General features: G+C 67.5%; 25 protein-coding genes and 1 tRNA gene. 8 read left to right on the top strand and 18 right to left on the bottom strand.

All coding sequences use genetic code 11. The features are described from left to right. Window positions 1-29: 29 nt before the first annotated feature. Window positions 30-521 (bottom strand): YajQ family cyclic di-GMP-binding protein, encoded by a 492-nt coding sequence (locus L942_RS14430; RefSeq protein ID WP_037360144.1) that lies wholly within the window; start codon window positions 519-521, stop codon window positions 30-32. Between the two features lie 118 nt (window positions 522-639). Here L942_RS14430 and L942_RS14425 point away from each other — a divergent pair. After that, window positions 640-721 (top strand) — tRNA-Tyr (locus L942_RS14425). A gap of 133 nt (window positions 722-854) precedes the next feature. Here L942_RS14425 and L942_RS14420 read toward each other — a convergent pair. The 15 genes from L942_RS14420 to L942_RS14360 form a co-directional block, all read right to left on the bottom strand. Next, entirely contained in the window at window positions 855-2,201 is a 1,347-nt protein-coding gene (locus tag L942_RS14420; protein WP_051165959.1) for a site-specific integrase, read from the bottom strand. Further along, window positions 2,201-2,392, bottom strand: a complete 192-nt coding sequence (locus L942_RS42910) for a helix-turn-helix transcriptional regulator (protein WP_081655068.1) — start codon at window positions 2,390-2,392, stop codon at window positions 2,201-2,203. Before L942_RS42910 ends, L942_RS14420 begins: the two co-directional genes overlap by 1 nt. A gap of 391 nt (window positions 2,393-2,783) precedes the next feature. Beyond that, the gene (locus L942_RS14415) at window positions 2,784-4,166 is read right to left on the bottom strand and encodes a DUF3631 domain-containing protein (RefSeq protein ID WP_037360142.1); all 1,383 of its coding nucleotides are present in this window, start codon (window positions 4,164-4,166) and stop codon (window positions 2,784-2,786) included. Next, the gene (locus tag L942_RS14410) at window positions 4,166-5,038 is read right to left on the bottom strand and encodes a bifunctional DNA primase/polymerase (RefSeq protein WP_037360140.1); all 873 of its coding nucleotides are present in this window, start codon (window positions 5,036-5,038) and stop codon (window positions 4,166-4,168) included. Before L942_RS14410 ends, L942_RS14415 begins: the two co-directional genes overlap by 1 nt. After that, window positions 5,035-5,469 carry a hypothetical protein gene (locus L942_RS14405; RefSeq protein WP_037360138.1) on the bottom strand — a complete coding sequence of 145 codons (435 nt, stop codon included), beginning with the start codon at window positions 5,467-5,469 and terminating at the stop codon, window positions 5,035-5,037. Before L942_RS14405 ends, L942_RS14410 begins: the two co-directional genes overlap by 4 nt. A gap of 2 nt (window positions 5,470-5,471) precedes the next feature. After that, window positions 5,472-5,648, bottom strand: a complete 177-nt coding sequence (locus L942_RS44900) for a hypothetical protein (protein ID WP_200862813.1) — start codon at window positions 5,646-5,648, stop codon at window positions 5,472-5,474. A gap of 233 nt (window positions 5,649-5,881) precedes the next feature. Continuing rightward, window positions 5,882-8,065 carry a hypothetical protein gene (locus L942_RS14400; RefSeq protein WP_081655075.1) on the bottom strand — a complete coding sequence of 728 codons (2,184 nt, stop codon included), beginning with the start codon at window positions 8,063-8,065 and terminating at the stop codon, window positions 5,882-5,884. A 17-nt stretch (window positions 8,066-8,082) separates the two neighbouring features. Then, entirely contained in the window at window positions 8,083-9,219 is a 1,137-nt protein-coding gene (locus L942_RS14395; RefSeq protein ID WP_037360136.1) for a hypothetical protein, read from the bottom strand. Further along, complete coding sequence (locus L942_RS14390) at window positions 9,219-9,506, bottom strand: hypothetical protein (RefSeq protein ID WP_051165957.1); 288 nt, start codon at window positions 9,504-9,506, stop codon at window positions 9,219-9,221. Before L942_RS14390 ends, L942_RS14395 begins: the two co-directional genes overlap by 1 nt. A 15-nt stretch (window positions 9,507-9,521) precedes the next feature. After that, the gene (locus tag L942_RS14385) at window positions 9,522-9,782 is read right to left on the bottom strand and encodes a hypothetical protein (protein ID WP_158684463.1); all 261 of its coding nucleotides are present in this window, start codon (window positions 9,780-9,782) and stop codon (window positions 9,522-9,524) included. Then, the gene (locus L942_RS14380) at window positions 9,775-10,017 is read right to left on the bottom strand and encodes a hypothetical protein (RefSeq protein WP_037360132.1); all 243 of its coding nucleotides are present in this window, start codon (window positions 10,015-10,017) and stop codon (window positions 9,775-9,777) included. The genes L942_RS14385 and L942_RS14380 overlap by 8 nt, the downstream gene beginning before the upstream one ends. Further along, on the bottom strand, window positions 10,014-10,271 hold the full coding sequence (locus tag L942_RS14375) for a hypothetical protein (RefSeq protein WP_037360130.1): 258 nt from the start codon (window positions 10,269-10,271) through the stop codon (window positions 10,014-10,016). The genes L942_RS14380 and L942_RS14375 overlap by 4 nt, the downstream gene beginning before the upstream one ends. A 94-nt stretch (window positions 10,272-10,365) precedes the next feature. Further along, window positions 10,366-10,794, bottom strand: a complete 429-nt coding sequence (locus L942_RS14370) for an RRQRL motif-containing zinc-binding protein (protein ID WP_037360128.1) — start codon at window positions 10,792-10,794, stop codon at window positions 10,366-10,368. After that, complete coding sequence (locus L942_RS14365; protein ID WP_235079118.1) at window positions 10,791-11,081, bottom strand: hypothetical protein; 291 nt, start codon at window positions 11,079-11,081, stop codon at window positions 10,791-10,793. Before L942_RS14365 ends, L942_RS14370 begins: the two co-directional genes overlap by 4 nt. A gap of 110 nt (window positions 11,082-11,191) precedes the next feature. Beyond that, window positions 11,192-11,488: a hypothetical protein gene (locus L942_RS14360; RefSeq protein WP_037360124.1), complete on the bottom strand. Its 297-nt coding sequence runs from the start codon at window positions 11,486-11,488 to the stop codon at window positions 11,192-11,194. A 152-nt stretch (window positions 11,489-11,640) separates the two neighbouring features. Here L942_RS14360 and L942_RS14355 point away from each other — a divergent pair, with 152 nt between their 5' ends. Further along, window positions 11,641-11,958, top strand: coding sequence for a helix-turn-helix domain-containing protein (locus tag L942_RS14355; protein WP_037360122.1), 318 nt, complete (start codon window positions 11,641-11,643; stop codon window positions 11,956-11,958). Here L942_RS14355 and L942_RS14350 read toward each other — a convergent pair. Beyond that, on the bottom strand, window positions 11,955-12,161 hold the full coding sequence (locus L942_RS14350) for a hypothetical protein (RefSeq protein ID WP_037360120.1): 207 nt from the start codon (window positions 12,159-12,161) through the stop codon (window positions 11,955-11,957). The genes L942_RS14355 and L942_RS14350 overlap by 4 nt on opposite strands. Window positions 12,162-12,319: 158 nt before the next feature. Between L942_RS14350 and L942_RS14345 the strand changes: the two genes are divergently transcribed. Beyond that, the gene (locus tag L942_RS14345; protein ID WP_235079116.1) at window positions 12,320-13,462 is read left to right on the top strand and encodes a hypothetical protein; all 1,143 of its coding nucleotides are present in this window, start codon (window positions 12,320-12,322) and stop codon (window positions 13,460-13,462) included. On the opposite strand, the gene L942_RS14340 is transcribed toward L942_RS14345, so the two are convergent. Continuing rightward, entirely contained in the window at window positions 13,448-14,038 is a 591-nt protein-coding gene (locus tag L942_RS14340) for an NUDIX hydrolase (RefSeq protein ID WP_235079114.1), read from the bottom strand. The genes L942_RS14345 and L942_RS14340 overlap by 15 nt on opposite strands. Window positions 14,039-14,504: 466 nt before the next feature. On the opposite strand from L942_RS14340, the gene L942_RS14335 reads away from it, so the two are divergent. The 5 genes from L942_RS14335 to L942_RS14315 are packed head-to-tail and all read left to right on the top strand — an operon-like array spanning window position 14,505 to window position 18,315. After that, complete coding sequence (locus tag L942_RS14335) at window positions 14,505-14,966, top strand: hypothetical protein (protein ID WP_051165956.1); 462 nt, start codon at window positions 14,505-14,507, stop codon at window positions 14,964-14,966. After that, complete coding sequence (locus tag L942_RS14330) at window positions 14,966-15,598, top strand: DUF3558 domain-containing protein (RefSeq protein ID WP_037360367.1); 633 nt, start codon at window positions 14,966-14,968, stop codon at window positions 15,596-15,598. The genes L942_RS14335 and L942_RS14330 overlap by 1 nt, the downstream gene beginning before the upstream one ends. Further along, on the top strand, window positions 15,598-17,007 hold the full coding sequence (locus L942_RS14325; protein ID WP_037360118.1) for a PPE domain-containing protein: 1,410 nt from the start codon (window positions 15,598-15,600) through the stop codon (window positions 17,005-17,007). Before L942_RS14330 ends, L942_RS14325 begins: the two co-directional genes overlap by 1 nt. A 9-nt stretch (window positions 17,008-17,016) precedes the next feature. After that, entirely contained in the window at window positions 17,017-17,769 is a 753-nt protein-coding gene (locus L942_RS14320; RefSeq protein ID WP_037360116.1) for an ESX secretion-associated protein EspG, read from the top strand. 57 nt (window positions 17,770-17,826) lie between these two features. Next, window positions 17,827-18,315, top strand: a complete 489-nt coding sequence (locus L942_RS14315) for a glycosyl transferase (protein WP_037360114.1) — start codon at window positions 17,827-17,829, stop codon at window positions 18,313-18,315. Window position 18,316 lies beyond the last annotated feature (1 nt).

The raw sequence follows: 18,316 nt of genomic DNA, 5'->3' as shown, positions 1-18,316 counted from the left end.
GGACTGGTCGCGCCCGCAGCGCCGGCCGGTCACCGGTAGTTGGTGAACTGCAGAGCGATCTCGAAGTCCTTGCCCTTCAGCAGGGAGATCACCTCCTGCAGCTGGTCCTTCTTCTTGCCCGACACCCGCAGCTGGTCGCCCTGGATCTGCGCCTGCACGCCCTTCGGGCCCTCGTCGCGGATGAACTTCGCGATCTGCTTCGCCTTGTCCGACGCGATGCCCTGCAGGATCTTGCCGCTGATCTTGTAGATCTTGCCGGAAACCGCGGGCTCGCCCGCCTCGAAGGCCTTCAGCGAGATGTTCCGCTTGATCAGCTTCTCCTTGAAGACCTCCACCGCCGCGAGGGCGCGCTCCTCGGTCTCCGACTCGATCGTGATGGCTTCCTCGCCGGACCAGCTGATGCCGGTCCCGGTGCCGCGGAAGTCGAACCGCGTGCCCAGTTCCTTGCTGGCCTGGTTGAGCGCGTTGTCCACCTCCTGGCGGTCGACCTTGCTCACCACGTCGAAAGAGGGGTCCGCCACGTGTCCTCACACCTTGTCTCAGCTCGTCAGGGACCCCCAGCGTAGCGCCGGGGGATCCCGGTTGACCGGCCGTCCGGACCGTTGGGTATCCTTCTTCCCGGCCGGTTCGCCCGGCCATGGCAGGTTACCCAAGCGGCCAAAGGGATCTGACTGTAAATCAGACGGCTCAGCCTTCGGGGGTTCGAATCCCTCACCTGCCACACCAGCCAAATCACCCCCGTGACCAGCACGAACCGGTCACGGGGGTGATCTTGTGTAGTGCGGTTGTATGCGCCTGTGCACGGGCTCGCTGCGACTGGTCGCCCCCTATTCGCCCCCGAGTTTTTGTGAGGCTCAGGAGTCGCCCAACGCGTCCCCCATGCGGTCCCGGGCCGTTTGCTCGCCCCCATCGAGGCACTTCGCGTAGACGCGAAGCAGGACCGCCAAACTGTGCCCTGCCCACTTCGCGACCCGCGTCGGCTCGATGCCCGCCGCGAGCCAAGTCGATACAGCGGCGTGGCGCAGGTCATACGGCCTCTTGGCCAGCGGTCCGGCCTGCACCTCAGCGGTGAATACCGCCTTCCGGCAGGCTGCCCATGCTCGCCCGTAGACCGTGCTGCCGATCCGTCCCCCGTCGCGCTCGCCGCGGAACAGTCGCCCGTCGGGTGCCGTGCCGAAGGTGTTCAGGTGGTTGTGCAGAAGCTCAGTGAGCGCGGGGACGCATGGCACCGACCGACTGTGACCGGCAGGACGGTGCTTCAGCGGGCCCACTTCGGACGACTCGCCGCTGTCGGTCCAGACCCCGTTCACCTCGGGCCGGGCACCTTGCAGGTGGATATCACCCCAACCCGACTCAGGAATCGCCAAGTCGGTCTTCCCGAGGTTTGCCGCTTCCTCCGGCCGGAGAGCGGCGTAGTACATGAGACCGAAAAACGCCTTCAACCGCGGAGGTGCAGCGTCGATCAACATGCGACCCTGAATCGGGTTTACGACCGCCTTCGGGTCGACTTCTGCGAGCACAAACTTCTGCTTCTTCAGCTTCACCCCGTCCATCGGGTTTACCGAGATAGCCTTAAGCTCAACCCTTGCATATTCGATCAGCTCCCCCAGCGCCGTGCGCCGAATTCGGACCGTGTTGCGGGCGGCTTGCCCGCCATCCAATTTGAGGTCCAGAGCATCCAAGACGCCCCGGAAGATCTCCGGCTTTCCCAGCTCAGCGACGTCACGGCTCGCCTTCTGGGCAAAGCTGATAGCGTGTTGAATCTCCGGCGAGTGCTCACATTCCCGCGTCTTCTTGTTGTACGCGACTTTCAGCGCCTTCCGAAGCGTCGCCTCCTCCCCCTGATACTTCCCTTTCAGCATCGGAATAGTGGCGGAAACCATCGACTCCACCAACGAAGAGCGGTATTTCGGCGAAGCGTCTTTCCACTTCATGTCCACGTACGCGCACGCACATTCGAAGAATGTCATCTTCCGGCGCGCCCTCAGCATCGACAACGGCCAGCCTGTCTCGATGTCGAACGCTTCACCCTTACTCACCGCCGTCAGCAGTGCTGAGCGGAAATTGTTCGCCAGCGGCAACGTGTCAAACGTGTCATCACATCGCTTGTCTGCGACGACCCATCGAACGCGATAGGTGGTCCTCCGCTTTCCCTTGCGAGTCTCGATCGACCAGACCTTTACCTTGTATGTGGTCTCCATCAGGCCGCCGCCTCCTCGCATCCGTCAAGCCAGTTCTCTAGGTCCATCCGCCGAACGCGAAGCGATCCGTTCGGCAGTTTGATGCATTTCGGCGCACGTCCTTTAGCGCGCCATTCGTAGAAGGTTCGGCGGGAAATGCTCAGCTCGTCGCAAACAGCGTCAACGGTGAGACTTTGACGAAGGGCAGCCATTTTCTTACGACTCCTCGTGCAGCGGTGGCAGTGATCCGGGGCGCGACGAACATGGGGATCTCCTTGGCTAGGCGTAGCGGACGACCGCTACAGGGCTGGCTGGACTTGTCCGCTACATCCGCTACAAGCGCTACATGCCTGGTCAGGGGCGTAGCGGATACGTGGGGTGTAGCGCTCGTATCCGCTACACCGGTCCGGCGGGCGGCGGCTCGCCGGTAGCGGGCGTAGCGGACGACCGCTACAGGGCTGGCTGGACTTGTCCGCTACATCCGCTACAAGCGCTACATGCCTGGTCAGGGGCGTAGCGGATACGTGGGGTGTAGCGCTCGTATCCGCTACACCGGTCCGGCGGGCGGCGGCTCGCCGGTAGCGGGTGTAGCGCTCGTATCCGCTACACCGGTCCGGCGGGCGGCGGCTCGCCGGTAGCGGGTGTAGCGCTCGTATCCGCTACAGGCTCAGCGTCCGCTACGCCCGTGACCTGCGATGTAGCGCTTGTAGCGGATGTAGCGGACGTGGGCAGGTAGCGGCTCCAGGCGTCCGCGAGGCCGCCTTCGCCTTCGATCCGGTAGCCCTTCGGGACCTTGCCGCCGGGCATGCGGACGTTCTTCGACTTCACTCCGTACGGCTCAAGTTCCTTTGCCAGGCGGCGAGAGTCGAGCGTTTTGCCGTGGCCGTCGAGGTCGCCCCACGGTGCCTCTTCGATATCGCACAGAGCAGCGATGATCTCCGCAGTCGGCATCTCGGTCACGCCGCGGCTAGTGAACAGGTCTCGCAAGTCGGAGAGCAACCGGATGCGCAACCCGCCGCCCTTTCGGTCCACATTGGCAGCGGCTACGAAGTGGGAGCACGCTGCCCGGGCGGTCTCTGGCCAGTGGTCCCCGGCGGCATCCGCGATTGCGATCAGTGGTCGCCAGATCTCGGCTGACCTGTCTCGTACTCCGTCGGGCATCTCCGGTCGGCCGCGGCTGATTTTGTCGGTCACGGTGTCGATCCATGCGGCCAGCTGCTCACGAAGCGGGGTGGCTTCGACCTCTACGTCTTCCTCCCAAAATTCCTCGACTTCTTCGTCTTCGCGGCGGCGTTGCATGTGGATGGTGATGGCGCGAGTGGTGATGGTGTCGGGCATGTTCCCGGCTATGCCGGCAAGGGCAGCGGGCGCGTAGACCGGGAACCGCTGGACCTTCATCGCGCGAGCGTCGCCGACGCAGCGCGCGATGGTGGCCGACCGCTTGTACCCGGCGTTGAGCAGCCCGCGCAGATCTTCGTTGTTGCCGCCGCTCTTCGGGTTGAAGATCGTGTCAACCTCATCGAACAGGATGGTGATCGGTCCGTCGTTGACCATGCGGAACAACGCGGCCGTAGTGGCAGAGATGGTCATCTCCGGTGCCCTCACCAGGTGCTGAGCCACCTCAAGCACCCGCGTCTTTCCACTGCCGGGCTCCACACTCGACAGGATCAGCCGCGGCGTGACGTAGAAGTGGTCGACGGCGTGTGTGTGCGCGTACCAAAGCGCGAGCATCGGTGCACAGTGCTCCGACGGGAACGCGTTGAACCGCAACACGAAGTCCCGCACGTTGTTCAGAACCTCGTGCCCTGGCGCGACCGGCACGTTGGCCGCGCGCCAGGCCGCTTGGCAGTCCTCGGTGCAGAAGTCGTCCGACGGCGATCCGTCCAGCGGGCGGCCGCACTGACAGCACGTACCGCCACTGTCGGCAGCGCCGGGGGCACCGATCGCCGCTTCGATGGCGGACACGGTGCTGTCCACATTGGTCATTAGGCTGCCTTTCCTCGGCGGGCTACAGGGTTGCGGGAACCGGCGTCAAGACCGGCGTTCACGACGCGTTCGACCTCGCGGGACGTGCAGTCGCAGGGAGCGGAAACCATGTGTCCGGCGGCCGCGATCAGGTCGGCACGCGCGGTGTCGTAGTCGAGCAACTCCGCGCCGACCTTCCTGCCGATCGTGTAAGCCGCGGACGACAGCACCGCGTTGTGCTGCTCCGGAGGGGCCGTGCGGACGCGTTCGCACTCGCCCGCCAGTGCGGCCGACCCGTAGCGATTCGGGTTCGCAGCGCGGATCTCACGCGGCGCTGAGATGGCCGTGGACGAGCGTTCGGCGCACACCTGGACTAACCACCCCGGCAGTTCGACGGGGTCGGTCTCGTCAACCAGTTCCCAGCCGCCCGCGGCGGTGATCGACCCGGGCCCCACCACGTACCCGCCGTTTGCCCGCACGTCGACACGGGGAGCCAGCTGGCCTGCACTGCTGCGCAGGCGGGTCCCTGCCGGGGCGCGGTAGTACAGGTGCAGTCCTCCGGACGGCGTGGCGACGGTGTAGGTCGTCGGCACCGGACCGCCTCGCCGCTCAGCAAGCTCGGCGAGCGCGGCGGCCCCGTCCGCGCCGGACTGCCCGGGCTTCGGCTGGTCCAGGTCGATGACCACGAGCCGCGCGGGACCTGTGGCGACGGCGACGTTCCAGCTGTCCGCGCTCCAGCACCGGCGGATACGGGCGGGATCGGTGGTGGCTCGCGCTTCCCACTCCCGGACCGCTGGCCGCTTGTGGCCGGGCACGAGCGGGAACACCGGCCACCCCGCATCCGCGAGGTACAACGCCCACTCCAGAGTCAGAGCACCGTGCGGCGTGGTCATTCCGACCACCCCGCGTTGGGGTCGACGTCGGGCGCGTCGGGATCGACGTTGTAGACCTTCCACGGGTCGGGCGCGTGGTTGACGAACTCCGTGTAGGGGTCGCCGGGCGCGGCCTCGGCCGGGATGCGCCGCACCGGCAGCCGGTCGGCTCCCAACCGCTTCGCCTGCTCCGCGGCCCACGCGTCCATGGCTGCTTCGTCGTCGTCGGCGAAGTCGGGGCGGGCGGGCACAGTGCGCAGCTGGGGGTGCTGCTCGAACAGCCATGCCTTGCACTGCTGGCCGTAGGCGATCGCAGTCATCCCGGCCCCGCCCATCGGGCGGCCGACCAGGAACCCGACGATCTCCCGGTACTGCTGGGGTGTGGAGGGCAGGCCGTGCGTGACGGCGAGGATCGAGTACAGGTCGAACACGCGGACTTCGTTGGCGTCCATGGTCATTTCCCTCCGTTGGCGACGTAGACGGCGAGGCAGGCGGAGCACTTCTGCTTCGTGGCGGGGAACCACGGGCTCCGGGATCCCTTGGTGGGGAGGGTGATCCCGCAGTAGGTGGTGAAGGTTCCGTGCCACCACGAGGTTTTGGCGACCAGGTGGCAGATCTCTTTGCTGGCCATCGAATCCCCTTCTGTTGGTTACGGTGAGTGCCTGTTTTCGGCATGGCTCGGCTAGCGCGATGTCCCGGGAGGGAGGCGCGTCACGGGGTGTGCGAATGCGGGTTTCGGTGCGTGATCGGCGGGTGGCGGGGCGGGGGTCCCTCGCCTCCCTGGCGAGGGTCTTTGCTGGTCAGCCGAGGGAGGGGAGCCCAGGGAGGCAGTGAGGGAGAACTCCCCGGATTCCGCGGCCTCCCTCAGTCGGTTCCCTCGTCCTCGTCAGCGTCGGAGTCGGCCTCTCCGTCACGCTCCGCGATGGCTTCGCGGACGCGGGCGGCGCTGACCTGCATCACGCCTTGCGTCTTGTACGGCTTCGCGGACTCGGGCAGAGCCGCTTGCAGGTTGCTGAACGTCCAGCCGCCGTAGGTGTCGCGGTCGAGGTTCGCCAAGCCCTGCAAGACTTCCTGCGTGCGCATCCGGGCTTCGGTGCCGATGACCTTCGCGATGTCGGCAAGGTGGTCGACCCGTTCGGCGCGGACTTCGGCCGTCGCTGCGGTGACCGGGGCCTGTGCCTGCAATTCCATCGCGCGCGCCGTGACTCGCCCGGCTTCCTTCTCGTTGACGTAGAAGCTGCGCAGCAGGCCGGGTTGCGCGGTGAAGCCGCGGGCCATGCAGGTGCCGACGTCGCCGGGGCCTTCATCGGTCTTCGGGGTGAGCCCGACCGCGGAGATACCGGCCTTGTAGGAACCGGTGCCCAGCACAGCGTCGTTGGCCATCTGGTCGCCGATCGCGAAGCACGCCTTGTTGCTGGCCACCGACGTGATCTTGCGCGGCAGCGCGTCCTTGGACGGTTCCGGCGTCAGGAAAATCAGCGTGATGGCGTACTTGCGCGCGGTCGACATGAGCTTGGACGCGACCTCAATGGCGAGCTTGCCGTCCTTGCCCATGAACAGGTTCTGGCACTCGTCGATCACCACGACGCGCGGGCGGAGCCGAGCGTCCTTTTCGGCCACTTCGCGGTTGACCGCACGGACTCCGTGCTGCTTCAAGGCTTGCCCGCGCACGGTCAGATCGTCGTACAGCTCGCACAGCAGGTTCTGGCACTTCTCAACGGTTTCCTCGCCCGCGCCAGTGGTGAGCGAGTTGAGCCGCGGCTTCATCGGGTCGTAGTCGGCGTTTTCGGCCATGACCACGACATCGATAAGGGCGAGCGGGTCGAGCATCGCGCCGAGCACGAGGTTGATCGCCAACGTCGACTTGCCCGAGCCCATCATGCCGCCGAACACGTAGTTCGCCTCAAACAGCCTGCCGCGCACCATGTCGCCCTTGAGCGTCACCCCGACCGGAACACCGGCGAAGTAGTCGACCTGCGCGTTGTCGAGGTCTTCAAGCAGCGGCCACGGGTCGACCGGTCCGGACAGCGCGCCGGGCTTGGCCACCCAGAGGTCCAGCATGGACGGTTGCGGCTCGGTGGGCCAGACCTCGCGCGGGTAGCGGACCAGGTTGTGTGCCAATGTGGTCTTGCGCTTGACGATCTCCTCGACCGGGCAGGCCGGAGGCAACGCGACCTGCGTACGCCAGCCCTTGCCGTCCACGTGCGGCGGGGTGATGAACTTGATCCGCCAGCCGTCCTTGACCGCCTTGTTGAACCCGGGGATGTTCAGGTTCTTCAGCGCGTTGAGGATCGTGTTCTCGTCCGGCAACTCGTCCATTGCGTCGCCTTCCACCTTCGGGGCAAGCCATTGCGGGGTCTCCCCGTGCGTCCGGCCGGTCTGGTACAGGTAGCCCAGACCGAGCACGGTGCCGCCGACCAGCAAGAACACGCCGTAGCTGGTCAGGAACCAGACCGTGAACGCGATCGCGTCGAGCACCGCACCGATCGGCGCGAGCACTTCGGCGATGTCGCCGTTCTTGACTGCCAGGATCATGCCGATCCCGAGCAGCAGACCGGCCACGCCAAGCAGCCCGACCACGGCAGCCTTGATGACCTTCCCGGGCGCGGAAATCCAGTCCTGAACCCGGTCGTGGCGGCGCTGCTTCTCCGCGACGTCGGCTTCCTGCCAGTACCGCAAGGCTTCCTGATCGCCCGCGGCCTCGGCCGCGCGCATCTGCCGTTCGTACCGGTTCGCGCCGTGCGCATCCCGCCAGCGGCGGACAACGACCTTCACGCCAGCAGTCGGGTAGGCCACCACGTGGCGGAACGCGGCCTTGGTCCGGTCGTGCTTGACAACCGTCTTCGCGGTCCGCACGACCACCACCGCGTCATTGCGGTAGCCAGCCCAGCGGGCGAGCGCCTGTTCCTTCTGCGACTTGCGCCGCTCGTACTCCTCGGCCGACAGCACCTCGTCGGCTTCGAGCACCTCGCCGGTGTCGGCGCGGGTCGGCAGGCGATGCACGGTCGCCAGCTCACCGGCGGTCGGGGTGGGTTCGTTCGCGTCCATGGTGACGTCCTTCCGGCTCACTGGTGATCGGCCTTGTACTCGTCGCGCAGCTGCCGCGCTGCCTTCGGCGCGCACTTGAGCGCCTTGCGAATCGACTCCGCCGACGCGGGGTCAATCGGCACATTCGGGTCCTCGATCGCCGCGGCGAACTCGTCGCGAAGCTGGCCGATCGTGCGGGTCTTCGGCGTGGGGTGAGTGCGCTTGCGAGGGGTCGATTTCCGCTGTTCAGAGGGTCGATCGAGGGTCGACACCGGTGCGTCGGCGATCGGGGTGTCATCGGCCGATTCGGACGGCTGGTCCTGCGTCGCGAGCCACGCGCCGATCTCGTCGGCGAGCACGTCCGCGACCGGTGCGGGCGGCTCGATGACGCCGGTGAGGACACGGCCGCGGACGGTGCGGGCGAGGGTGTAGCGGCCCGGGGTGAACACCAGCCGCGCCGACCCGTCCGCATCGATCTCGGCCACCGCGTCCCGCACGGCGGCGGTGCGCACCTTCGCGACCTTGCGGGCCGCGGCCCGGTCGATCCGGGCAGCGTCGGCGGCCACCTTCGCGGCGAGGCGTTCCTCCCGCGACCGGCGCGGCGCGGCCACGGCAATCTGGTGCGCGACCACACCAGCGACCGACACGATCCCCATCACCAGCGCGGCGTCCCACCCGCGGTGCAGGCCGTGCAGGACGTTGAGCCCGAACCCGACGCCAGCGAACAGCCACACGCCGGTCTGCAACGCCCATACCGGCCGGTCCGGGTGGCGGTGGCGAGTGACCTCGACTGCAAGCGCGAACGCCCACATGCCGAGTTCCGACAATGCTGGCAAGGCCGCACCGGTCCAGTCGCCGTAGGTGTCGCGGCCGTATCCAGCCATCGCGGGGATAGCCATCACTGCGGACACCACTGCCAGCAGGTAGATCGGCAGACGCACGCGGTTCGCCGCGAACCACGCCCAGACCTGAGCCCGGGCTGCCTGCCGGGCGGCCGTGCGTGCCTGGCGGCGCTGGTCGGCCAAGTCCGCGGCCGCCGCCCGGTCCGCGCGGCGTTCAGCCGCCCGGTGGGCAGCAGCGGCCAGGGTCCTGTCCAGCTTGGCCTGTGCGTCTTTGCGGGCCTGTTCGGCGGCGGCGGCGCGGTCCGCGCGCCGGTTCTCTGCGAAGCTCCTCATCACGCGCCCTCCTTGTGCTCGCGGTGCCCGGCGGTCAGTGCCGGGACCGGAGCGGTCTCGGCAGCGGCGATCTGCTGCGGTGCGTCGGCGGTTTCCGGGCTGCGACGCCGGACCGCGATCTCATGTCCGGCCCACGCACCGCCGACGACGACGGAACCGACGGCGAACCAGCCAGAGAACAGGGCTGCGAGTACGAGCGGCGCGGCCACGGCGAGCAGTTCGGCGAAGTGCCACACCACCCACTGAATCGCCTGGTCAGTGCGGGTGCAGGTGTGTCGAGCGGTCATGACGGTCACCTCCGATCAGTCGGGCGGGTTGAGTCGGCCCAGCCGGGCCGCGGTGAGGAGACGGGACCAGTGCAGGGCGCGCCAGGCGACGACCACGCCAGCCACCCCGGCGGGCAGCACCACCCACGCGTTCGGGAACGCCACCACGAGCGTGATCAGCACGCCGACGGCCAGCGTCAGGCCGCGCAGCGCGGCACCGGCCTCGTGCGCCACGGCTTCGCAGTACGCCTCTTGCCAGGTCAGCCACATCCGCTGGTCCGTGCGTCGCTTACGCATGCCGGGCCTCCCTCGTGCTCTCGTGCGGGAAAAACTGATTGATCGGCCCGCGCGGCGGGCGGGACGCCTGAGCGGTGGCGTAGCGGTCGAGTTCGCCCATCACGCCCTCCAGCACCCGCGCCACCAGCACGAGCGGGATGCGGACCAGGTGCAAGACCAGGAACAGCAACACAGTCAGCGCGTGGCGGACCAGCGCCAACGTCCCGAACCGGGACAGAACCTCGAAGGTGCTCACGACCGGCCACCCCGCTTCCGCGGGTTGGTGATCCGGTCCCAGACCTCTCCGGCGTCGTTGCCGAGGCCGTAGCCCATCCGCGCGCCCAGCGCGGTCGCCGCGGCCAGCGCGAGGGTGGCGTGCACCTGAGCGAGGGCGGCCCGTTCCATCCGGGTCTCGTGCGACATGGCCTTCATGACGTCGCCCTCGACCTGCTGGGTGAGGAGGTCGGCCATGGCGTAGTGGTCCGGTCCGTTCATGCTCCGGTGGCTCATCGGTTCCCCTCCTGGCGGCGGCGTTCGCGGGCGATGCGCTCGTTTTCGCGGGTCACGTGGTCGTGGATGTCCCACGAGTTCTCGGGTGCCAGGTTCATGCAGCGGCCTCGATCCGGTCGGCCTGCTCGATCTCGAAGCAGGTCCAGCACTGGCGGGTGCTGGTCGGCACGCAGTAGCCCTGCACGCGGGCGCAGTCGACGCAGGTGCGGCGGGCTTCCATCGCGTGGTCCAGCTGCCCCGGCGCGGCGGTCCGCTTCGAGGCGGCCCGCTCGACGGAGAACAGCTCGGCGACGGTTTCGCGGGAATAGGGCTTGCGGTGCCGGAACACCAGCAACGCCACCGGGTCCTGCCCATTCGGCCGCAACCCGGCTTCGCGCAGCTGCGAGCGGGTCAGCAGGGTCGACGGGGCCTCGCCCCAGCCGAACACCGGCAGCCCGTCGCGGTACCCGCGGCACAGGGCGATGTGGTGGGTGCGGCCGTCGAACACCCGGGTCACTTCCTGGCGGCGGTTGCGCGGGTTCACCGGGTCACCACCCGGACGTTGGCCGTCTCGATCTCGTGCCGCGCGACCGCGCGCAGCTGCGAGGACACGTCGAGGTAGGCGCGCAGCCGGGGCCGGGCGAACGCTGCCGGGACCGCGGTGCTGGCGAACAGGAACGCGGCGTTCGCGTCGAGCGTGTCCGCCAGCTCGCGCAGGCGACCGGCGACCTCGCGCGAGAGCATCTGGTTCAGCTCGTGCGGCGTGTAGGCGTACGTAGTCTCATCGCCGTGCCGTTCGGTCTCGCGGGCGGCGGCGTGCGTCTCTACCATCGGAATCTCCCTCGTGCGGTCTTGCGGCTGAACGGCGGAACCCGGCGCGGCGTGCGCGTTCTTGGCGGAGTGGGCCGCCGCGTCGGGGTTGAAAATCAGGCGAGTGCTCATCACGCGGCCTCGCGCTCGGTCGCCGTGGCGGTGTGCTGCGCGATGGTCGGCAGCGCCCGGAGAACGGACCGGCTGGCACGCCGCTGGCGGCGGCCTGCGCCGCGCTGGTCGCGGAAGTCGTGCAGGTAGTCGTGCATCGCGGCCAGCTCGGCCGCGGACAGGAACAGCTCGGTCTCTTCGGCCACCGCGTCGAGCTGGGCGGCACTCCAGTCCTGAGCGGCCAGGACGTCGTAGTTCTCGTCCATGCCGTCGTAAGCGGCTTCGGCGGCGCGGCGGCTGATGTGTGCGGACCTCATCGGGTCTCCCTTCGTCGTAGTGAGCTATTTGTAGCGCTACTAATAGCGCTCATGCAATCGGCTGTTGTCGGTGAGGATTGCTGGCTTTGTTGGCGGTTCAGGTGGATAGCGCTACAGTTTGCGCTGGTAATCGAGCTACTAGGAGGGCTTCAGTGAGCAAGGACTGGGATGCAGTCGCCACGGCCATCAACACCCGAATGGAGGAGCGCGAGATGACTCAGGTAGAGCTGTCGAAGCGGTCCCGGGTTAGCGTCGCGACTCTTCGGCAGATTCAGCAGGCTGTGCCGAAGCGTCGTAGCCCCCGAACGCTTTCGGACATCTCCGAAGCGCTTGGGTTTGAGCCGACCTACCTCGAACGGCTTGCGGATGGAGACGCATCGCTCGGCAGTCCGACCGACCGGCTCAGTGCGCTGGAGGCCAGGGTTGCCAAGCTGGAACGTCTTGCGGGAGTCGAAACCCAGCACGGCTAGGCGAGATTCCGGATGAACGCAGCGACACCATCGATTGCCGAGGCAATGAAGTGCCCGATCCCGGTGGCCATTCGGGCAGCCTCGCTGGGGTGCTTGATCACCAAGACCAGGACTCCGAGCACAACCAAACCGCCGACGAGCTTCGGGAGCAGTCCGCCACCTTGGACCGTCGGCGGAACCATCGTTTGCTGCTTGCGGCCCATGATCTAAACCTCCGTGACATCTGTGTTGCGGCCCGTTCGCCGCTGTGACTCCAGATTCGAGGACGGCAAGGGTTAGCGGGAGATGAGTCGGTGGTGAGTCGGTGGTGATTGGCTCGACTCACCACCCATCGACCAGGCACAATGCGTCGAAGGGAGGGATGATCTTGGAAGAGCCGGAGCCCGAGACGACGCTCTTGCGACGCGCCCGCGAGGCGGCCGGTCTGACTCAGGGCGAAGTACGTCGCCGCTTGGCCAAGGCGAGGGAGCGCCGCGGCAAGATGCCGCCGAAAGACGCGAGCTTGAAGCGGATGTACACCTCGTGGGAGAAGGTCGGCGGCGTCAAGCCGACCGACTGGATCGACGAGCTGTGCGAGGTGTTCGAGCTCCCACCGAGTGCCTTGATCGAGGGTGCCAGCGGCGGCCCGTTCACTCCCATTGCCCCTGCGACTCAGCCGAGTTTGCTTGCCGTGAAGTCGCTCGATCCGGCGGTGATCCAGCTGCTAGAGCAGCAGACCGACCTATACCGGATGCAGGATCGCGTGATGGGTTCGGCGATCATTCCGCAGACCGAAGCGCACGTAGCAAACATTTCAGGGATGCTGCGGAACGCGTTGCCTGGCAAGCATGCGCAGGCGGCCGGCGTAGCCCTCGCAGAGGCAGCGGCGCTCGCCGGTTGGCAGGCGCTGGATGCCGGTAACCAGCAGAGGTCTTGGGACTTGCACGACATTGCGAAGGCTGCGGCCCGGGAAAGCGATAACCCCACCGTTTACGTCCACGTCGCTGCGCAGCAGGCGTACGCCCTGCTGGACGCACAGCGGCCGGACGACGCTGTCGCCGTGCTGAACTACGTGAATTCCCGCGAGAACACCACACACGTGCCGCCGCGGCTACGCGCGTGGCTCGCCGCGGCTCACGCCGAATTCCTCGCGGCGGCCGGGCAACGGACGCAGGCATTGCGCATGCTGGATCTCGCGACAGACATTTTGCCCACCGGCGACTCGGATCCCGAGCTGCCTTACCTGATGCTCAACCAGGCAAACCTCGCTCGGTGGCGCGGTCATTGCCTCGCCCGACTGGGAGAGGACGAAGCAATCGCCGACCTCAATTCGGCGCTTGACGGGCTCGCATCCATGACGTCCCGACGTGCAGAAACCGGACTACGAGTCGACTTAGCCTTGGCACTCCAGCGGAAGGGAGACGGGCATGCCGCTCGCATTGAGGCCCAACGCGCTGCCGAGCTAGCCGGTAGCACCGGATCGGCTCGGCAGCGCGCCAGGATTACGCGCCTACTCGCCAGTTGAGCTGGGCATTGCCAACACTCGGAGCAGGCCGATCAGCGCACCCGAGTTCGCGATCTTCCCGCCGTCAATGAGCTTGGGAATGTCCCGAAAAGGCACCCACTGAAACTTTCCCTCGTTCTTCTCAGTCGGGTCAGAGATACGCTCAGCGCCTCGCGCGAGAAAGACATGATTGGGGTTCCGCAGCATGCCTACGGCGGGCTCGAAAGTCACGAGGTGCTCGATTCGCCGCGGCCGATAGCCAGTCTCCTCTACTAGTTCACGGATTGCCGTGTCCTTCGGAGCCTCGTCAGGCTCGATGATCCCGCCCGGGATCTCCCAGTTCCAGATGTCCGGCGCGAACCGGTGCCGGTAGGACATGAGCACGTTGTCGTTGTCGTCGTCAAATAGCACGGTCATTGCCACCGGCGGGAACCACACCGTGTGGTGCTCGAACCGCTCACCCGAAGGTTGCGAGAGGTCGGCCATCCCGACTCGCACCCATTTGCTTTCGTACACAGGCCGCTCGCCGTGCACGATCCACGCTCCGGTGCGCTCCTCCACGTCGGCCTCGTGCTGCGACACGTCTTTGGCCTCCACCTAGCTGCCCACCTCCACATTGGTTCACTACTGGTGACGGTACTGCTTCCGGCCTGGTTCGGTTAGTGGCGCGAGGCGACCTCCGCCCTTCGCCGGTGCGGTGGCGAGCGCGGAACTCAGGCGCGCAACCGGCTGGTTCCGAGCACTCCCGTTCCCTATTTCATCCCAAAAGCGCCCTGAAAAACGCTCCGCCGCAGGTCAGAGGGGGTGCGGCCTCTCGTCTGTAAATCAGACGGCTCAGCCTTCGGGGGTTCGAATCCCTCACCTGCCACACCAGCCGAAACGCCTCTCCGATCTGGACTCACAGATTGAAGGGGCGTTTTTCGTATCTGCGGCCATGGGCGAGGTGCCGCACATCGGAAAGCCGCTCCGAATGCCGGGTGCCTTTCTCTGGCGAAGTGACCACCCGAGAGTGATCAGTCCGCTACGGTAGCTGTGGGACAGACGTCATCGGAGGGGTAGCGCGGTGTCTCAACCTGCACAGAAGCCAGGATGGCTCGACGGGCTTTACTTCAACATCGGCGACGCGTTCGCCGCCGGCGACGCAGCCGGCGCGGCGATGAGCGGCGGGGGTTCGCCAGGCGGCCAGGGATTCACGATGAGCCGCGACGACGCGATGGCCATGCTGAAGATCGCTAAGTCTGTCCGCGCCGACTTCCGCGACATGCGGGACGACGCGGAGAACCTCACTCAGCTCACCTCTCCAGCGGACGAGCCGAGCAGCAACGGCTACAACAAGCTCCTGGTCAACGAGGGCGAGCCAAAGGGCGTGTTCGTCACGGGCAAGGAACAGGTCCACCGGGAGTATGCCTACGCCGACGAGCTCGTAAAGCGCCTGGAGAAGGCATTGGGGATCACCGAGTTGTCGGACGAGCAGGCCGCCACCGATGTGAAGAACACGGGCAAACAAAGTGAGGGGTTCGCGTGATGACGCGTCGCACACTCGCGACAGTCCTGGGTGCGGTTGCGGTCGCATCAGTCGCTGCCGGGTGCTCCGGCGGCTCGGCGGCCCCTCCGAGTACCAGCACGCCTGCGTCAGCGTCTACCGCTGCGGCACTGCCGCACAGCGGAGCGCCGAAAGTCGAAAAGCCCCTGCCCGCGTCGGTGCTCTCCGGGCAGCCCTGCCAGGAAGCGCTCACCCCCGACCAGCTCAACCAGATCTTCGGCACGGCACCACAGGGAAAACCTGACAACCTCGCCGGACTCGGTCCCAACTGCAAATGGAACAACATCGACTCTGGGGCGGGGCTAACGGTCAGCTATACAACACAGACCCACCAGGGGCTCAGCGCGCTCTACCAGAATACTAAGCCGCAGGCCAAGGTGTGGCGGGAACTACCGCCTATCCAAGGATTCCCCGCCGTCGCGCATTCGACATATAGCTCCGGCACCCAGGATGGTTTCTGCGCCGTGAGCGTGGGCATCGCGGACGACCTGTCGTTCGACGCGTCACTTACTCCTAGCGATGCCAAGAGAGCGAGCGGGGCTGATCCGTGTGAGTTGTCGGCGCGGGTGGCGGACATGGTGGTCACGAACCTGAAGCGCAAGGCGGGTGCGTGATGGGCTTCTTCGAGGTGCTTGGCGACGCGGCAAAGGCTGTGGGCGGGGCGATCGAGGACGCCGCGGAGTGGGTCGGGGATCGGGCCAATGACGTGGGGAACTGGTTCGACGATCTGTACCACGGAAACCTCGGCGACCAGGCCGTCCCGGCACCGGACCTGGTGGCGAAGATCCTGGCCAGCCCGGGTGCGCAGAGTTGGCATCAGGGGGCCGGGCAGGCGGACAAGCTCGCCGGTCGGCACGACGAGACCGGTTCTCGGGTGCAGCAGTTGAGCGCCGGTCTGGAGTCGGCGTGGACCGGGGGCGGTGCTGATGCCGCTCAGGCGCGGATCAAGCCGTTCATGGACGCGACTGCCACTGCCGCGGCGACTTACACCGGTAACGGGCAGAACCTGACCGATCTCGCGCACGGGTTCGACTCGCTGAAGCAGAGCCTCCAGCCCATTCCGGGTGCTCCCCCGCACAAGAATCTCTGGGACGAGGTCACCTGGTGGAACACCGACACCGAGGACCAGATCAACCAGTACAACAAGGTGGTCCAGGAAAACCTCGACCGATATCAGGGCTACAGCAAGCACGCCAAGGCCAGCGGGCAAGGGCTCAAGACCGACTACGGACAGCTGAGCGCGTTCGACGGTGACGTGACCGTTTCCCAGCCCGGCACGGTCAGGCCCCGCGAGCAGCACAGTCACGACAGCGGCTCCCGGCACTCCGTTGGGCCAGCGAGCACCAGCGGGCCGGGGAGCACCGGCGGGCCGTCGAGTGCGTTCGCGCCCGGATACACCGGGAGTGCTGCTCAGGCTCCCGGTTCGAGTGGGCACCTGCCGAGTTACCAGCCAGCTAGTTACCAGCCAGGGGCCGCGGGCGGGTCAGGAGCCGGGGTCGGGTCAGGAGCCGCGGCGGGTGACGGCACGACGGCTTCAGGGTGGACGCCGCCGGACTACGGGCGCACCAGCGGGCCGGGTTCGGGCTGGGTTCCCTCGCCCTCGTACCAAGGCGGGAACGGCGGCGGGAACTCGTGGTCGCCCGGGCTGGTCGGTGGATTCGGGCCCAACGGCGGGTTCGGCCCGACCGGCGGGTTCGGCAGCGGCGGCGCAGCACAGTCTGGCGGCGCCGCCGCAGGACGGCTGGGTTCCGGCGCGGGTACCGGGACTGAAGAGAACGCGCCGGGACGCACGGCCTCCGCGGCTGGTGCCGGGGCGCGGGGTGCGGCGGGAGCGCGCGGCGGCTCGGGCATGGGCGGCATGGGTGCGGCCGGCGGCAAGGGCAAGGGCGAGGAGGACAAGGAGCACCAGCGCAAGTACGGGCTGGAGGACGACTCCGCGTTCGACGTCACCGACGACGAGGACGGCCGGCTCCGCGACCCGCGCACCGGGCTTCCGCCCACGCCCCCGACGATCGGCGGCTGAGGCGCGCGGATGACGATCCTCGACCGGCCGGTCCGCATTCCGCGACCGGCGTTCTTCGTCGCGTGGAACTACGCCGGAGGGGGCCAGCTGCCCGCCGTCGTCGACCCGGACGACACCTACACGACCGCGGACTTCTCCCGCGAGCTGGAACGGCGCACGATGTCCCGGTTCGAGGGGTTGCGGCTGGCGACGTCCGACGGGCGGCTGACCCAGGAGTTCCGAGCCACGCTGGAACTGCTCGCGGCCCCCGAGCGGGAGCTGTACTCCTGGACCGCGTTCCCCGCGCGCCCCGAGGACAACGGGGCGGTGTTCGTCGCCTCGGCTGGGCGGGATGCGGTCCGGTTGATCACTGATCATCGGTCGATCCAGCTGGACCCGATCCCGCCCCGGGAATTGGCGGCGAGCCTGATCGGCACGTTGCCGGACTACGCGCCCGCCCGGATCAGCCGGCTGCGGGTGCCGACGGCGTACCTCGACGGCCGCGACGCCGATCCGCTCTCGGAAACGTCGGGACACGCCGATCAGATGCGCTACCTGTCCCGCGCCGAACGCGCTGCGGTGCACAAGCTCTACGCCGCCGTGCGGCACGACGGCAACCGCGTCCGCAGCACGCCCCTCACCGTGTACGACCTCGCCCGGACCGGCCGCGTCCTGGCCTTCACCAGCACCGCGGACAACGGCGACCAGGAAGCCACCATGTGGCCCGGCGACCGCACCAACCTCGTCGACGCGCTCAATCTCACGCTCAACGGGCTCGCCTGACCGTGCTTCCGGTTAGGGCTTGACCCTCCTGCGACAGGAGGCTGCACGCTCGTCGGCATGAACGAATTTCGCGGCCCGGTTCCGACTCCCGCCTACGACGCGGTTTCCCCGGGCAACTACCTCGGCTTCTACGGGATGCCGATGTTCCCCATCGTGCCCACCGCCGACCTCGACGCCTCCACGGACTTCTGGCTTCGCGGGCTCGGCTTCGACAACCTCTTCACCCTCCCCGGCCAGGTCGTGCACCTGCGCCGGTGGGCGTTTCAGGACGTGCTGCTCCGGCCGGGCACTCCGGCCGGACCCAGCGAGGTCCGGATCAGTTTCGCCTGCGTGCTCAGCGAACTCGACGAGATCGCCCAACGCTGTGAGGAGATCACGCCGGGCTGCACCAGCGGACCGGAGCTGATGCCGTGGAACTCCCGGGAGCTGACGGTCGTCACGCCGGAAGGGACGAACGTCGTGCTGACCGCGGCGGTGCCGATCGATCCGGACGGGCCCGTCGCGGAGCGGATGCGCGCCGTGGGGATCGCCGTCCCCCGGCCGTGAC

It is taken from the genome of Amycolatopsis orientalis DSM 43388 (assembly GCF_000411975.1).
Lineage (GTDB): Bacteria > Actinomycetota > Actinomycetes > Mycobacteriales > Pseudonocardiaceae > Amycolatopsis > Amycolatopsis orientalis_D.
Note: the sequence above shows the minus strand (reverse complement) of the source record. Positions and strands in the feature narration are given on the sequence as shown.

Bases quoted from the DNA above. Each gene is read 5' to 3' on its own strand.
- L942_RS14365 (WP_235079118.1), bottom strand. From the start codon at position 11,081: ATGGTAGAGACGCACGCCGCCGCCCGCGAGACCGAACGGCACGGCGAT.
- L942_RS14375 (WP_037360130.1), bottom strand. From the start codon at position 10,271: ATGAGCCACCGGAGCATGAACGGACCGGACCACTACGCCATGGCCGAC.
- L942_RS14420 (WP_051165959.1), bottom strand. From the start codon at position 2,201: ATGGAGACCACATACAAGGTAAAGGTCTGGTCGATCGAGACTCGCAAG.
- L942_RS14320 (WP_037360116.1), top strand. From the start codon at position 17,017: ATGACGATCCTCGACCGGCCGGTCCGCATTCCGCGACCGGCGTTCTTC.
- L942_RS14330 (WP_037360367.1), top strand. From the start codon at position 14,966: ATGACGCGTCGCACACTCGCGACAGTCCTGGGTGCGGTTGCGGTCGCA.
- L942_RS14360 (WP_037360124.1), bottom strand. From the start codon at position 11,488: ATGAGGTCCGCACACATCAGCCGCCGCGCCGCCGAAGCCGCTTACGAC.
- L942_RS14315 (WP_037360114.1), top strand. From the start codon at position 17,827: ATGAACGAATTTCGCGGCCCGGTTCCGACTCCCGCCTACGACGCGGTT.
- L942_RS14385 (WP_158684463.1), bottom strand. From the start codon at position 9,782: ATGCGTAAGCGACGCACGGACCAGCGGATGTGGCTGACCTGGCAAGAG.
- L942_RS14400 (WP_081655075.1), bottom strand. From the start codon at position 8,065: ATGGACGCGAACGAACCCACCCCGACCGCCGGTGAGCTGGCGACCGTG.
- L942_RS14410 (WP_037360140.1), bottom strand. From the start codon at position 5,038: ATGACCACGCCGCACGGTGCTCTGACTCTGGAGTGGGCGTTGTACCTC.
- L942_RS14390 (WP_051165957.1), bottom strand. From the start codon at position 9,506: ATGACCGCTCGACACACCTGCACCCGCACTGACCAGGCGATTCAGTGG.
- L942_RS44900 (WP_200862813.1), bottom strand. From the start codon at position 5,648: ATGGCCAGCAAAGAGATCTGCCACCTGGTCGCCAAAACCTCGTGGTGG.
- L942_RS14325 (WP_037360118.1), top strand. From the start codon at position 15,598: ATGGGCTTCTTCGAGGTGCTTGGCGACGCGGCAAAGGCTGTGGGCGGG.
- L942_RS14415 (WP_037360142.1), bottom strand. From the start codon at position 4,166: ATGACCAATGTGGACAGCACCGTGTCCGCCATCGAAGCGGCGATCGGT.
- L942_RS14350 (WP_037360120.1), bottom strand. From the start codon at position 12,161: ATGGGCCGCAAGCAGCAAACGATGGTTCCGCCGACGGTCCAAGGTGGC.
- L942_RS14405 (WP_037360138.1), bottom strand. From the start codon at position 5,469: ATGGACGCCAACGAAGTCCGCGTGTTCGACCTGTACTCGATCCTCGCC.
- L942_RS14345 (WP_235079116.1), top strand. From the start codon at position 12,320: ATGATCTTGGAAGAGCCGGAGCCCGAGACGACGCTCTTGCGACGCGCC.
- L942_RS14395 (WP_037360136.1), bottom strand. From the start codon at position 9,219: ATGAGGAGCTTCGCAGAGAACCGGCGCGCGGACCGCGCCGCCGCCGCC.
- L942_RS42910 (WP_081655068.1), bottom strand. From the start codon at position 2,392: ATGGCTGCCCTTCGTCAAAGTCTCACCGTTGACGCTGTTTGCGACGAG.